Source organism: Cupriavidus sp. 01L415, assembly GCF_056400065.1.
The window spans coordinates 24,415-36,516 of sequence record NZ_JBFTSP010000034.1 but is presented as its reverse complement, the minus strand read 5'-3'; the positions used below and the strand labels follow the sequence as shown (position 1 = coordinate 36,516).

14 protein-coding genes and 2 pseudogenes are annotated in these 12,102 nt (G+C 64.3%); 10 read left to right on the top strand and 6 right to left on the bottom strand.

What is annotated here, in order from left to right:
- Positions 1-231 precede the first annotated feature (231 nt).
- Positions 232-675: a PaaI family thioesterase gene (locus AC1DOX_RS27465; RefSeq protein WP_441622941.1), complete on the top strand. Its 444-nt coding sequence runs from the start codon at positions 232-234 to the stop codon at positions 673-675.
- A gap of 79 nt (positions 676-754) precedes the next feature.
- On the opposite strand, the pseudogene AC1DOX_RS27460 reads toward AC1DOX_RS27465, so the two are convergent.
- Positions 755-1,576: pseudogene (locus AC1DOX_RS27460) on the bottom strand (alpha/beta fold hydrolase).
- A gap of 60 nt (positions 1,577-1,636) precedes the next feature.
- On the opposite strand from AC1DOX_RS27460, the gene AC1DOX_RS27455 reads away from it, so the two are divergent.
- The 4 genes from AC1DOX_RS27455 to AC1DOX_RS27440 all read left to right on the top strand — a co-directional run bounded on the left by AC1DOX_RS27455 (position 1,637) and on the right by AC1DOX_RS27440 (position 3,524).
- Positions 1,637-1,969 carry a DUF3331 domain-containing protein gene (locus AC1DOX_RS27455; RefSeq protein ID WP_441622939.1) on the top strand — a complete coding sequence of 111 codons (333 nt, stop codon included), beginning with the start codon at positions 1,637-1,639 and terminating at the stop codon, positions 1,967-1,969.
- A 424-nt stretch (positions 1,970-2,393) separates the two neighbouring features.
- Positions 2,394-2,705: a hypothetical protein gene (locus AC1DOX_RS27450; protein WP_441622937.1), complete on the top strand. Its 312-nt coding sequence runs from the start codon at positions 2,394-2,396 to the stop codon at positions 2,703-2,705.
- 89 nt (positions 2,706-2,794) lie between these two features.
- Positions 2,795-2,974, top strand: a complete 180-nt coding sequence (locus tag AC1DOX_RS27445) for a hypothetical protein (protein ID WP_441622935.1) — start codon at positions 2,795-2,797, stop codon at positions 2,972-2,974.
- A 46-nt stretch (positions 2,975-3,020) separates the two neighbouring features.
- Positions 3,021-3,524 carry a lecithin retinol acyltransferase family protein gene (locus tag AC1DOX_RS27440; RefSeq protein ID WP_441622933.1) on the top strand — a complete coding sequence of 168 codons (504 nt, stop codon included), beginning with the start codon at positions 3,021-3,023 and terminating at the stop codon, positions 3,522-3,524.
- A 10-nt stretch (positions 3,525-3,534) separates the two neighbouring features.
- Here the strand turns inward: AC1DOX_RS27440 and AC1DOX_RS27435 are convergent.
- Both AC1DOX_RS27435 and AC1DOX_RS27430 read right to left on the bottom strand, forming a co-directional pair.
- Positions 3,535-3,711: pseudogene (locus AC1DOX_RS27435) on the bottom strand (LuxR C-terminal-related transcriptional regulator); the annotation flags it as partial.
- Positions 3,687-3,899, bottom strand: a complete 213-nt coding sequence (locus tag AC1DOX_RS27430; RefSeq protein WP_441622931.1) for a hypothetical protein — start codon at positions 3,897-3,899, stop codon at positions 3,687-3,689. The pseudogene AC1DOX_RS27435 and the gene AC1DOX_RS27430, both read right to left, overlap by 25 nt.
- A gap of 159 nt (positions 3,900-4,058) precedes the next feature.
- Here AC1DOX_RS27430 and AC1DOX_RS27425 point away from each other — a divergent pair, with 159 nt between their 5' ends.
- Entirely contained in the window at positions 4,059-4,466 is a 408-nt protein-coding gene (locus AC1DOX_RS27425; RefSeq protein WP_441622929.1) for a cupin domain-containing protein, read from the top strand.
- Between the two features lie 25 nt (positions 4,467-4,491).
- Here AC1DOX_RS27425 and AC1DOX_RS27420 read toward each other — a convergent pair whose 3' ends face one another.
- A complete protein-coding gene (locus AC1DOX_RS27420; protein ID WP_441622985.1) occupies positions 4,492-5,520 on the bottom strand; it encodes a LysR family transcriptional regulator in 1,029 nt (342 codons plus the stop codon).
- A 238-nt stretch (positions 5,521-5,758) separates the two neighbouring features.
- On the opposite strand from AC1DOX_RS27420, the gene AC1DOX_RS27415 reads away from it, so the two are divergent.
- A complete protein-coding gene (locus AC1DOX_RS27415; protein WP_441622927.1) occupies positions 5,759-7,477 on the top strand; it encodes an FAD-dependent oxidoreductase in 1,719 nt (572 codons plus the stop codon).
- On the opposite strand, the gene AC1DOX_RS27410 is transcribed toward AC1DOX_RS27415, so the two are convergent.
- Both AC1DOX_RS27410 and AC1DOX_RS27405 read right to left on the bottom strand, forming a co-directional pair.
- Entirely contained in the window at positions 7,447-8,124 is a 678-nt protein-coding gene (locus AC1DOX_RS27410) for a sensor histidine kinase (RefSeq protein ID WP_441622925.1), read from the bottom strand. The two genes, AC1DOX_RS27415 and AC1DOX_RS27410, sit on opposite strands and share 31 nt — an antisense overlap.
- A gap of 128 nt (positions 8,125-8,252) precedes the next feature.
- Positions 8,253-8,867 (bottom strand): flavodoxin family protein, encoded by a 615-nt coding sequence (locus AC1DOX_RS27405; RefSeq protein WP_441622923.1) that lies wholly within the window; start codon positions 8,865-8,867, stop codon positions 8,253-8,255.
- Positions 8,868-9,068: 201 nt separating this feature from the next.
- On the opposite strand from AC1DOX_RS27405, the gene AC1DOX_RS27400 reads away from it, so the two are divergent.
- The 3 genes from AC1DOX_RS27400 (at position 9,069) to AC1DOX_RS27390 (ending at position 11,702) form a co-directional block, all read left to right on the top strand.
- Positions 9,069-9,776 carry a CBS domain-containing protein gene (locus AC1DOX_RS27400; RefSeq protein ID WP_441622921.1) on the top strand — a complete coding sequence of 236 codons (708 nt, stop codon included), beginning with the start codon at positions 9,069-9,071 and terminating at the stop codon, positions 9,774-9,776.
- Positions 9,682-10,752, top strand: a complete 1,071-nt coding sequence (locus tag AC1DOX_RS27395; RefSeq protein WP_477101600.1) for a GlxA family transcriptional regulator — start codon at positions 9,682-9,684, stop codon at positions 10,750-10,752. Before AC1DOX_RS27400 ends, AC1DOX_RS27395 begins: the two co-directional genes overlap by 95 nt.
- A 194-nt stretch (positions 10,753-10,946) precedes the next feature.
- A complete protein-coding gene (locus tag AC1DOX_RS27390) occupies positions 10,947-11,702 on the top strand; it encodes an SDR family oxidoreductase (RefSeq protein WP_441622917.1) in 756 nt (251 codons plus the stop codon).
- Positions 11,703-12,102 lie beyond the last annotated feature (400 nt).

Genomic DNA, 12,102 nt, shown 5'->3' with positions numbered 1-12,102 from the left:
ATAGATCCTCACAGCATCGGTCGAGCGGCATCCTGCGGCAGGGCAGCCGGGGCAGCCTGTTCACGTCAGACGGTATTGTAGTGGCAGGCCGATACCGCCGGCGAATCCGGAATCTTTTATCTTTTAGTTGGGAGAATCCCGCACCGCGTCATTGCGCCAAATCGCCTGCGGGCACTCCCGTGCCACAATGCGAAAACCCATTCTCCATTTCCCATCGAGCCTGGAGGTGCGATGACTCGTTTTTCCAATCCGGACTTTGTCGACTATGTCAGTGCCAGTTTCGACCGACAAAGTGCCATGCATCTGATTCGGGCAACCTTGCCGGTCGTCGAGCACGGGCGCACCGAAATCCATGTGCCACACTGGGACGGCATTGAGCAGCAGCATGGCTTTGTACATGGCGGCGTGGTGGGAATGATCGCGGACTCGGCCGCTGGTTATGCGGCAATGACCGTGGTGCCAGCCAGTGCTTCCGTACTGACCGTCGAATACAAGATGAACCTTGTCGCACCAGCGGACGGCGACTTGCTGATCGCCAGGGGCAAGGTTGTTCGCCCGGGAAGGACGTTGATTGTGACCCAGGCAGAGGTCTTCGCTGTCAAGGACGGTAAGGAAACGCTGTGCGCCCTAATGCAACAGACCATTATGGTCATGCACGGGAAAGCCGAGAAATAATGCGGCTGCGGTCGGTACCCTTCGCCGTCGCAGAACAGGCGTGTCTGACGCCTGCCGCGACGGTCTTGCAGCATCAGGCTTATTTCTGGATAAACGCGAGAAGGTCGGCATTGACCTGGCTGGCATGGGTCGTACACATGCCATGCGGCGCGCCCGGGTAGACCTTCAGGGCGCCATCCGGGACGATCCTGGCCGATAGCTTGCCCGAGTCCTCGATCGGAACGATCTGGTCTGCGTCGCCTTGCAACACAAGGGTCGGGACGTCCATTTTCCTGAGATCCTCGGTAAAGTCCGTTTCCGAGAATGCCTTGATGCAGTCGTAGGCGCCCTTGATCGAGCATTGCATCCCCGCATACCAGAACCAGTCGATTGTCCCCTGGGAGGGTGTCGCGCCATCCCGATTGAAGCCGAAGAACGGCGTCGCCAGATCCTTGAAGAACTGGGACCGATTATCGACGACGCCCTTGCGGATTTCATCGAAGACCGAGAGCGGCAGGTCTTTCGGATTTTCCGGCGTTTTCAACATCAACGGCGGCACCGCGGCGATCAGTACGGCCTTTCTCACGCGCGCGGTTCCATGCCGGCCGATGTAACGCGCCACCTCGCCTCCCCCCGTCGAATGCCCCACCAGGACGGCTCCCTTCAGATCGAGAAACTGAATCAGTTCAGCCAGGTCATCGGCATAGAAATCCATGTCGTTACCGTTCCATGGCTGATCCGATCGACCGTGACCGCGCCTGTCGTGCGCAATCACGCGATAACCGCGTTCGGCCAGGTATAGCATCTAGGCATCCCACGCGTCGGCATTCAGCGGCCACCCGTGCGAGAAAACCACCGGTTGACCGACGCCCCAATCCTTGTAGAACAGTTGCCTACCATCTCGTAGTTTCAACGTCGTCATTACCAAACTCCTTGCTATCGACTAACAGAACCGTCCATCGGGAGGTATGTTGGAATCAACATGATCGCGTCGACGCGTCAGGCTGATCAGGCTTCGCGCAGCGCGCCGACTACGCCAGGGTCCGGGAGCGAGCACCACGCCGCGTCGATCACCATCATCGATCGCCCCGGCCCCGGGACCGTCGTGATCGCCTGGCGCGATGCCACGCGCGGCTGCTATGGAGACCAGGAATGGAGCCAGGCCGTGGCGCGTTCCGCGGGTCTTTGCGCGATGAGCGGGCGCGCCATCGCCCCCGGTGACGCCATCTACAAGCCGCGCGCTTGCCGCCCGAAGCCGCGCAATGCGGATGCCATGATCCTGGCTGACATGCTCCACACCGCTGTCGAAGCCTGATTCCCCGCTGACACGCTCCATACCGCCTCCGAAGCCTGAGCCCCGACCGGACGACGTCCGTCGGGGCTCGCGTCCGTCCTAGGCATCGGCAGGTCGCACCGCAGCCACCGCTATCGACTTGCCGGCGCGCAAGCGCCCCGCGCCGGACCCGTGTCGGCGCATGGCCGCGCCGCGCACCACCTGACGGCTTTATCGATCACATCCCGGCGTCGCGTTGGCTACGGGTATGCGTCTGATTAAACCAAAGGATGAGTCCCTGCTACGAATGCGCTAGCGGCGAAGACCTCACGTACAACTGCGCCCGGCAGGCGTCAAACCTACTCTGGTAACCAAGGTGAGCGGCACTATCCGCCCCGCCCCACCCGGAACAGGTCAGCGCAAGAACATCCCGCAAAGACCTCGTCCTCACACCAGGAGAATGATCATGAGCTCACGTACCCAACGCCTCTTCGCCACCACCCTGATCGCCGCCAGCGCGCTCGGCGCCCAGTTGGCCCACGCGGCCGGCCCGCGCACCAGCCCCGAAGTCGGCGACCGCTATGGCTACAACTTCAACGTCAATTCGGCGCGAGATGTCTATACCGATGGCGCCCGCCTGGGCCAACACGACGTCTTCCTGGACGGCGCGCACGACAAGACCCGCGATGCGTCGCAACCCGCCAGCCTGCGCATCGCCGGACGCGACCTGAACGGCGTGTCGGCGACCCCTGGCGACGATGGCGCCTCCCGGGTCTGAAGCAAGTGCCCGGGTGGCATGAATGCACGCCACCCGGCAACAGATCCATCGCGATCCTCCGAACGTCCGCCCAACAGTGCGAGGCCGTCATGAACAGCAATACCCCTTACTTCCCCCGGATCAACTTGCGAGGCCATACGCACGACACGCGTGACTCGCACGACTCGCGTGAATCCCGCCGCCAGCTTTTGCTGTTCATGGCCTGGCTCGGGCTGTGCGCCACCACCTGCGCGATGGCCACCGCTGTCGCCATGTGGGCGCCGTTCTAAGGCATCCGCCCGTTCTCCCGTCGCACGCATACCGCCGAGATCTGTCATGGACCCACGCCTCTCCACCGTGTGCACCACCCACGGACATGACCGTCACCTTGACCTGCTGCCAGTCGAGCAAGAGCCGCCGCTCGCAGCACATCTGGCGATCGCGCGCGGGGGCTATTGGCATCATGGCATCTATGTCGGCGGCGGCAAGGTCGTGCACTACGCAGGCCTGGTCAGCGCGTGGCGCTTTGGCCCGGTGGAAGAGATCCCGCTGTCGCGCTTCGCGGCCGGGCACACGCTCTGGATGCTTCCCACGCGGCCTCGGTTTGGCGCCATGGAGACGATCCGGCGCGCGCGGTCACGGATTGGGGAATGCCGCTATCGCCTGCTGACGAATAACTGCGAGCATCTTTGCATGTGGTGCCTGACGGGCTGCAGCTACAGTGGCCAGGTCCGTCGCTGCCTGCGCGATCCCGTCGCGGCGCTGCGCACTGCCTTCGGCATCGTGCTGACGCTGTGCGGCATGCATGATTTCGCCATGCAGGCTTGTTCCGGCGTGTGAATCGCGCCGCTTAGGAGGAAAGTCCTGAGGTCACGCCAAGCGCTTCGGCCTTGAGCACGAAATCCGCCAGGGATCGCGAACCCATCTTCTTCATCGCCTGCCCGCGATGGATCCTCACGGTGATCTCGCTCAGGCCCATTTCGGCGGCGATCTGCTTGTTCATCAGGCCGCGCACCACCAGCGCCATTCCTGCTGTTCGCGATCGTCCTGCTTCATATCGCTGCGGCGCTCCATCACCGTCTCATCCGGCGTGACGACGTGTTCGACGCCATGACTTCCGGAGAACAGGTCGATAGCCAGGCAATGGCCACCGGCGGCCGCAAAGCGCAGGGCGATGCGGCTGGTGCCGCACCACGGCGCGTCAAATGTCTGCACATTGCCTCCCCTATGCCGGCGCGTGGGGCTCCATCCGTGATCCAGGTCTTCCTCTGCGCAAGGTCGCCACGCGGCCTTGTTCCACCTATGATGAAACACACGGCGACGGCGGTATCCATCGCTGTCGGATCATCCACGCACGCCTGCGGAGGACCGCCCATGCCTGCCCTGACAAAACGCACCCTCCTGACGCTCCTGCTGGCATGCGTCCCGCTTGCCCAGCCGGCGATGGCGGCACCCGAGATCTCGGTCACGCCGCTGATGACCCAGATACTGGCAGACTATCCGGGCAAGGAAGCGCTGATGATCACCGTCACCTACCCGCCCGGTGGCGCGGACCCGGTCCATCGTCACAACGCGCACGGTTTCATCTACGTGCTGGAAGGCACGGTCGTCATGCAGGTGAAGGGTGGCAAGGAGGTGACCCTGAAGCCGGGGCAAACCTTCTACGAAGGGCCGGACGATGTCCATGTGGTCGGCCGCAACGCCAGCAAGACCAAGCCGGCGAAGTTCCTGGTGCTGTTGCTGAAGGACAAGGACGCGCCGGTTCTGGTGCCTGTGAAATAACGCGTCGACGACACCGGACTCGGATTCAGGCGGCCATTTCCGCTACCGGCGCCTCACTATAGAAATCGCTCAGGCACTGCAGATTGCCGGCGCGGATTTTCTCCGTCATGAAATCGATGAAGACGCGGATACGGGCCGGCAGGTGCTGCCGGCTAAGGTAGCAAATGTAATGACCACGGTCGTCGGGCGCATGCCGCGCCAGGGCCATCACGAGTTCCTCGGCCGCGATGTGGTCGCAGACCAGATAGGCGGGCAACTGTGCAATGCCATGCCCCTGCAGCACCGCCCGCAAGACCAGTTCTGAATCGTTGAAGGTCAGACGCGCCGCCGGAAGGTACTTGCGCAGGTGTCCATCGACCTTGAACTCCCATTCGAACACCCTGCCACTTGCAAAGCGGAAATTGATGCACTCGTGCAGGCTCAGGTCCTCCAGCGTATGCGGTAGTCCGCGCGCCTTCACATAGGAGGGCGCGGCGCAAAGCGCCATCTGCATCGGAATCAACTGCTTGGCAATGATGCTGGAATCCTCGATGCGGCCATTGCGAAACGCCACGTCGATCTGCTCGGACGCGAAATCGGTCAGCCGGTCGTCCAGCAGCAGATCGACGCCGATTTCAGGGTAGGCCGCCACGAAGTCCGACAGCAACGGGGCGACAACCTTCCTGCCGAAGCCCACCGTCGCGCTGATGCGGAGCATGCCGCGTGGCGGCCCTTGGCGAAGCTCCAGCATGTCGTTCATGGCCTCCACGATATGCGTCACGCCCAGGTGGCAGTTATCGTAGAAGCGTTGTCCTTCCCGGGTCAGCTGCGTGGTGCGCGTGGTGCGCAGGAACAACCGGGTACTCAATTGCGCCTCGAGCTTCTGGACGTTCCGGCTCACCGCCGAGCGGCCGATGCCCAGGCGCTCGCCGGCCTTGGCAAAGCTCCCTTCACTGGCAACCGCCATGAATGCCATGATGCCCGCGTAGCTCGCGGCAAAGCTAGTGGACAGCGCGTCGGCGCGATTCGGCAAACTGAGGCGAAATCCACCTTGCGATGCGTCAGCTTGATTCATATCTGATGTTTTCCGCTCATTTTCATACACGACCGGGCGTCGTGCGCGCTGCGGCGATGCCCGACAGACCGCTCTCACACGCTCCCGGCGATTCGGGTGATTCCGGCGCTTTTTCCTGCAGTCGGCCTTGCCGTCCGCAGCCATACCTAAGTGCTAGCGATACCTCCTTGCGCATGAGTGAGCTGCGGGACGGGGACTGCTACGCTGCGTCGCACGAACATCACCGTTTTTCGAAGCCATGGAAACCCTCGCCGCCGGACATCCGCCCCACTCCCCATCCGACCCTCGCACGCAGGACGGTGCCTCCGGCAACACGCCTGTCGCACCGGCCGTGGCGTTGCAACGGCAGCAGATGTATCCGCACCTGGATGCCGCCGACATCGCACGGGTTTCCGCCTTCGGCACCGAGAGCACATGGCGTGCCGGCGAACTCGTGGTGCGCACCGGCGACCCAGCCCGCGGCCTGATTCTGGTGATCGAGGGGCGCATCCGCGTGGTGCAGCGCGACGGCATTCGCGACAGCACGCTGATCGTCGAGCATCGCGCGGGAAACTTCCTTGCCGAGATCGGACAGCTTTCCGGCAAGCCCGAGCTCGTGGACGGCATTGCGATGGAGGATGTCCGCGCCGTGGTGGTGCCCCCGGAGCGCCTGCGGGCGCTGGTGGTGGCGGAAGCCACGCTGGGCGAGGTGATCATGCAGGCGCTGATCCTGCGCCGCGCGGCACTGATTCAGCGCGGGCGCGGCCCGGCGCTGGTCGGCCATGGCAGCGAGCCCAGAATGCTTGAACTGCAGGCTTTCCTGCGACGCAACAACTATCCCCATTCGGTCCTCGACATCGACACCGACGACGATGCGGCCAGCGTGCTTCGCAAATTCGATTCGAGCCAAGTCGATCTGCCCCTGGTGATTTGCCAAAACGGATCCATCCTGCGGCGCCCGGATACCGCGCAGCTGATTGCCTGCCTTGGCCTGCTACCCGAACTCGATGGCGACCAGGTCTATGACGTCGCGATCATCGGCGCGGGCCCTGCGGGTCTGGCTGCCGCCGTTTATGCGGCATCGGAAGGCCTGCGCGTGATCGTTCTCGATGCGCTGTCTCCCGGCGGCCAGGCCGGCGCCAGCGCCCGCATCGAGAACTACCTGGGGTTTCCCGCGGGCATCTCGGGCCATGCGCTGGCCTCCAACGCCTTTGCGCAAGCGCAGAAGTTCGGTGCGTACTTCGCGATTCCCGTCGAGATCACGCAGCTTGAGTGCGGCGCGGTGCATCACCTGCGGACCCGGGACGGCGAGACGATCCAGTCGCGTACGGTGATCATCGCGAGCGGCGCGGCTTACCGTCGCCCGCCGATTCCCCGTCGGTCGGAATTCGAGGGCCGGGGCATCTACTACTGGGCGTCGCCGGTGGAAGGCAAGCTGTGCGCGAAGCAGGAAGTGGTGCTGGTGGGTGGCGGAAACTCCGCCGGGCAGGCCGCTGTCTTCCTGGGCACCCAGGCCGCACATGTTCATATCGTGATTCGCGGACCGGGTCTGGAGCAGACCATGTCGCGGTATCTGATCGACCGCATTGCCGCGCAGCCCAACATCACCGTCCACGCCCGCACAGAGTTGGTCGCGTTGATGGGCGAAGCGAATCTGACGGCCGTCGCGCTGCGTCATCGCGATACGGGTACGCAAAGGATGATGCAGATTCAGCATGTCTTCCTGTTCACCGGTGCGGAGCCCAATACCGCGTGGCTGGGCGACTGCGAGATTGGCGTGGACGAAAAAGGCTTCGTGCTCACAGGCCGGCATGCCGAATCGTCGACACACGCCCTGGAAACCCGCATACCCGGCGTCTTTGCGATTGGCGATGTCAGATCGGGTTCGACCAAACGCGTCGCCACCGCGGTTGGCGAAGGCGCGGCGGTCGTCACGCAGATCCACAGCTACCTCGCGGCGGCGCAGCACGCGGCGTGACGCGCCGTCATGCACGGCAGGCGGACCACGAACCGGGCGCCGCCTTCCGGCCGGCGCTCGGCCGCGAGGCTGCCTTCATGGTCCGTCACGATGCGGCGGCAAGTCGCCAATCCGATTCCCATGCCGTCGCGCTTGGTCGTGTAGAACGCATCGAACAGGCGCGATGCGGCTGCGGCATCGAAGCCGCAACCCGAATCGCTGACGGCGATCACCGCGTGCGATCCTTCGACCGACAGGTCGATGGACAGATGCCGCGTCGCGGCTGCATTGCCCGTCATGGCCTCGATGCCGTTGATCACCAGGTTTGCCAGCACCTGCTGGAGGGGCACCCGCTCGCCCAAGACGAACACGTCGTCACCGGGCGCATCCACCCATACCGTGACCTGGTTCTGCCGGAGCTCCTGGTCGAGCCATTGAAGGGTGTCGCGCAGCATCGTGAGGATCGACAGAGGCTGCCGTGGCTTTGCCGTCGGCGATGCCATCGACCTGACTTCGGTCAGCACCGCGCCCGCGCGCAGCGCATTCTCGACGAGCGCCTCCAGCGCCACGATGGCCGCCGGCACGTCCGGTGAGTCCCGCCTCAGCCATCGCAGCGCGGCCTGACCCCGCGTCGCCACCGAGGCGACGGGCTGCAGCGCTTCATGCACGATTGTCGCGACGGACCTGCCAAGCAAGGCAAGCCGGTTAGCATGCACCAACTCACGCCGCGCAGCTTCCGATTCGAATGCTTCGCTGGCGACGGATAGCGATGCCGCGTCTTCCGCGCCGCGCATCGCTATGCCGCCTGGGCGTGCTGCGCCAGCGCCGCGCGCCCGGCCGCCATTTGCAGCGCCACCGCGGCAACCCGCGCGCCAAGGTGGGCTGACGTCCTGAGATCGGCGGGCGTTGCACCGGCGTCGGCGCTGGTGTCCGCGTCGGACTGGGCCGCCGCACCGAGGAAATAGCTGTGGCGGTTCAAGGTGTCCTCGTGCGAGGTCGAGCTGTTGTGTCCGGGCGGCAGGCCAAGGTTGACCCAGTGCATCCCCAGTTGCGCGGCAAAGATCGACAGCTGCTGCAACGTGTTCAGCTTGTCACCGGAGCGCGACGCCGCGTTGGTGAAACCGGCCGCGATCTTGTCCTTCCACGCGCCCGTCGCAAACACCGTCCGCGACGACGCATCCATGAATGCCTTGAACTGCGCCGAGGCGCTGCCCATGTAAGTCGGGGTGCCGAAGATGATCGCGTCGGCCGATTCCAGGCCGGCCCAATGCGCGCCGATGTCCTCCACCGGGATCAGGAGGCTCTCCACCCCCGATACGCTTGCTGCACCGTTACACACGGCTTCCGCCTGTTTGCGCGTGTGGCCATAGCCGCTGTGATAGATCACCGCGACGCGAACTGCATTGCTCATTCAAGAATCCCACATTCGAGTTAATGCCGGCCGCGAACCCTACACTTGCCGACCCGCTCCGATCTTAGTGAGAGCCTTTTGCGCCGTAAATGACAGTGATCCCAGATTTTCTGCCAGACCGCCAGCGCCTCATGGCGCGCCGCGCAGCCCCTGGGCGGCGATTGGTGCGTAAGTGGAAACGCCGCCGCGACGCAAGCCGTCTTGTCCCTCGCAGTGGGCCTCTCTACACTTGCGTCCGGTTCGTTACCGCGCATCGCGCACGCCCAGACCCATGAAGATAGCTCACGACCTCGATCTGTCAGCACATCGGCACAACGCCATGCCTGCGGTGCGGCGATGAGTGAAAGCACTCTGCATGTGAAACCGACGCGCGGCTTCGATGGCGCATTCCTCCTCGACGCCGTCGTGCGCCGCATCCCGGGCGTCCGGCACACCCAATGCCTGGGCGACGCCCTCCGGATCTTTGCGGACCATCCCCCCGCCACGGCGATCGCCGTGCTGGCCGACGAAATGCCGATCGGCATCATCTGCTGGAACCTGATCGCCGACGTGGTGCGGCTGCCGTGCTATCGCGCGTCGATTGGCCGGGAAAACTGCATGCTGTTTGTTTCACGCGCACCGAACACACTCTCTGTCGATACCAACGTGGCGGAGCTCGCCCGGGCACTCGCGCGCGAGCGGCATCGCACCTCCCCGGACCCGTTTGTGGTGACGCGCAACGGTGCTTACCTTGGCATCGTGGAAAGTCAGGCCCTCGCGCTGGCGATCTCTGGCATGCGGCGCACGACGGCCGCCATGCAGCGCGGACACGCCCTTGCGCCAGAATATGGGGATGACATACCATCGGCCGATTTTCCCGATCCTTGCCATGGCATCGACTCCTACCCCTCTCGCCTCAGGGACCATTGACGACATGCCGCGTAATGTGCTTTTCGTGGCATATCCGGACGTCAGCCTCCTCGATCTCGCGGGGCCGCAGACCGTGTTCTGGGCGGCCTCGAACTACGCCCGCGCACGCGGCCTGGCCGGCTATTGCTGCCTGACCGTCAGCGTGTCCGGCGGAGCCGTGCCGTCAGTGGAAGGCACCACGATGCAGACCCTGGCACTCGAATCCTTCGACACGCGAATGATCGATACCGTCATTGTCCCGGGCTCTCCGGAGATCATCCGGGTGGCGCAGAACTCCGCAGCGTTGATCGACTGGCTGCGCACCACATCGGGCAAGGTGCGGCGTGTCGCCTCCGTCTGTAGCGGCGCCTTCCTGCTGGGGTACGCGGGCCTGCTGGACGGCCTGCGCGCGACGACCCACTGGGCCATGCACGATCGGTTTCGCGCCCTGTTTCCCACGGTGGACCTGGACCCCGAAGCGATCTTCGTGCAGCAACGGAACCTGTGGACCTCGGCCGGCGTCACGACCGGCATCGATCTTGCACTCGCCATGGTGGAGGCCGACTACGGTCATGAGATCGCCCTGAACACCGCAAAGGAACTTGCCGTGTTCATGAAGCGGCCGGGCGCGCAGCCCCAGTTGAGCGAGATCCTGATCACGCAGAGCCGGCAGGTGCCGGTTTTCGAGAGCCTGCACCTTTGGATCGTCCAGAACCTGTCCAAGGAAGCACTCTCCGTCGAACAGCTTGCCGATTACGTCGGGATGAGCCCACGGAATTTCGCCCGGGTTTACAAGCAGAAGACCGGCCGCACGCCAGCCAAGGGCGTCGAGCACTTCCGGGTGGAGGCGGCCCGGCGATTGCTCCAGGACCCGCATCGACCGGTCGACCAGATCGCCCAGGAGTGCGGCTTTGGCACCGAAGAACGGATGCGGGTGACCTTTCAACGCCACTTTGGGCTCTCACCCAGCGAATTCCGCGCAAGGCTCATCCGCTAGAAGGCACCCTTCCCAGCCAAACCACCTCCCATTTCTCCGCCGTCCACGGCAAGCCGGTTGCCTGTCGCGCGCAACAGCGCCCGGATTGGTGCCAAACGAGAAACACCGTGCGTCCCGCATCGGTCTGGTGCACGGTTGCGCTGTTCCCTAGCATTGGCGCTGTGTTGTTCCACCTTCCACAGCGGAGATGCATCATGAAGATCGTGGTTATCGGCGGTACCGGGCTCATTGGCAAGAAGGTCGTGGCGCGGCTTGCGGCGCAGGGGCATGACGTCGTCGCGGCGTCTCCACAAACGGGCGTCAACGCCCTGACGGGTGAAGGCCTGGCGGAAGCGCTCACGGGCGCGCAGGTGGTGGTCGATGTCGCCAACTCGCCTTCCTTCGAAGACACCGCCGTCCTGAATTTCTTCGAGACGTCGGGCCGCAACCTGGCAGCCGCCGAGGAAGCCGCGGGTGTTGGCCACCATGTCGCGCTGTCCGTGGTGGGCACCGACAAGCTCGCGCAGAGCGGCTACTTCCGCGCCAAGATCGCGCAGGAAGCGCTGATCCGCGAAGCTGGCATTCCCTACACGATCGTCCGCTCGACGCAGTTTCTGGAGTTCCTCGGCGGCATCGCGCATTCCGGCGCGGATGGCGACACCACGGTGCGGCTCTCTCCCGCGCTGATCCAGCCCATCGCCTCGGATGACGTCGCGCACGCCGTGGCCGATTCCGCCATAGCCGCGCCGGTCAACGGCATCGTGGAGATCGCCGGGCCGGAACGATTCCAGATGAGCACCCTCGTGCAACGCTACCTCAAGGGGATTGGCGATGCCCGGACGGTCGTGGCGGACCCCACGTCCCGCTATTTCGGCGCGGACCTTCAGGAAGGCACGCTCGTACCGGAAGGCATCGCCCGGCTGGGACGCGTCACCCTTGATGCATGGCTTGCCCAGGCCCAAAAGTCATAGCGTGGAGGGCGGACGGCATGCCGCCCAGGAACTTGATCGCCATGCCGAACACTGACGTCCGAATGCAAAGATGGCCCGGCAAGGGATACACAGCATCGTGACGATTGCCGACTGACCAAGTCGGCGAGACAGGCGACCGTGTTCTTGCGAGCACGGTCGTTGCTCGTCCCGCCCACGACGCTTTCCTGGTGGCTTCGCTCGGAAAGCGACTGCGCCCTGCTGACTCCCCATCTTGAAGCCCGCCCGCAAGGGAGACCCCGCGGCGCGACCGCATCGCGGTCTTGTGGATTCCGTGCACCGAATCGGTATCGAGGACTCGCCAATCGCAGGCATTCGCACCGACGTCATGACGCGATCATCCATCGCTCCGTGATTGGTGCCGATGCGACAACAGAGTGCG

Bases quoted from the DNA above. Each gene is read 5' to 3' on its own strand.
- AC1DOX_RS27465 (WP_441622941.1), top strand. From the start codon at position 232: ATGACTCGTTTTTCCAATCCGGACTTTGTCGACTATGTCAGTGCCAGT.
- AC1DOX_RS27455 (WP_441622939.1), top strand. From the start codon at position 1,637: ATGATCGCGTCGACGCGTCAGGCTGATCAGGCTTCGCGCAGCGCGCCG.
- AC1DOX_RS27450 (WP_441622937.1), top strand. From the start codon at position 2,394: ATGAGCTCACGTACCCAACGCCTCTTCGCCACCACCCTGATCGCCGCC.
- AC1DOX_RS27445 (WP_441622935.1), top strand. From the start codon at position 2,795: ATGAACAGCAATACCCCTTACTTCCCCCGGATCAACTTGCGAGGCCAT.
- AC1DOX_RS27440 (WP_441622933.1), top strand. From the start codon at position 3,021: ATGGACCCACGCCTCTCCACCGTGTGCACCACCCACGGACATGACCGT.
- AC1DOX_RS27425 (WP_441622929.1), top strand. From the start codon at position 4,059: ATGCCTGCCCTGACAAAACGCACCCTCCTGACGCTCCTGCTGGCATGC.
- AC1DOX_RS27420 (WP_441622985.1), bottom strand. From the start codon at position 5,520: ATGAATCAAGCTGACGCATCGCAAGGTGGATTTCGCCTCAGTTTGCCG.
- AC1DOX_RS27415 (WP_441622927.1), top strand. From the start codon at position 5,759: ATGGAAACCCTCGCCGCCGGACATCCGCCCCACTCCCCATCCGACCCT.
- AC1DOX_RS27405 (WP_441622923.1), bottom strand. From the start codon at position 8,867: ATGAGCAATGCAGTTCGCGTCGCGGTGATCTATCACAGCGGCTATGGC.
- AC1DOX_RS27390 (WP_441622917.1), top strand. From the start codon at position 10,947: ATGAAGATCGTGGTTATCGGCGGTACCGGGCTCATTGGCAAGAAGGTC.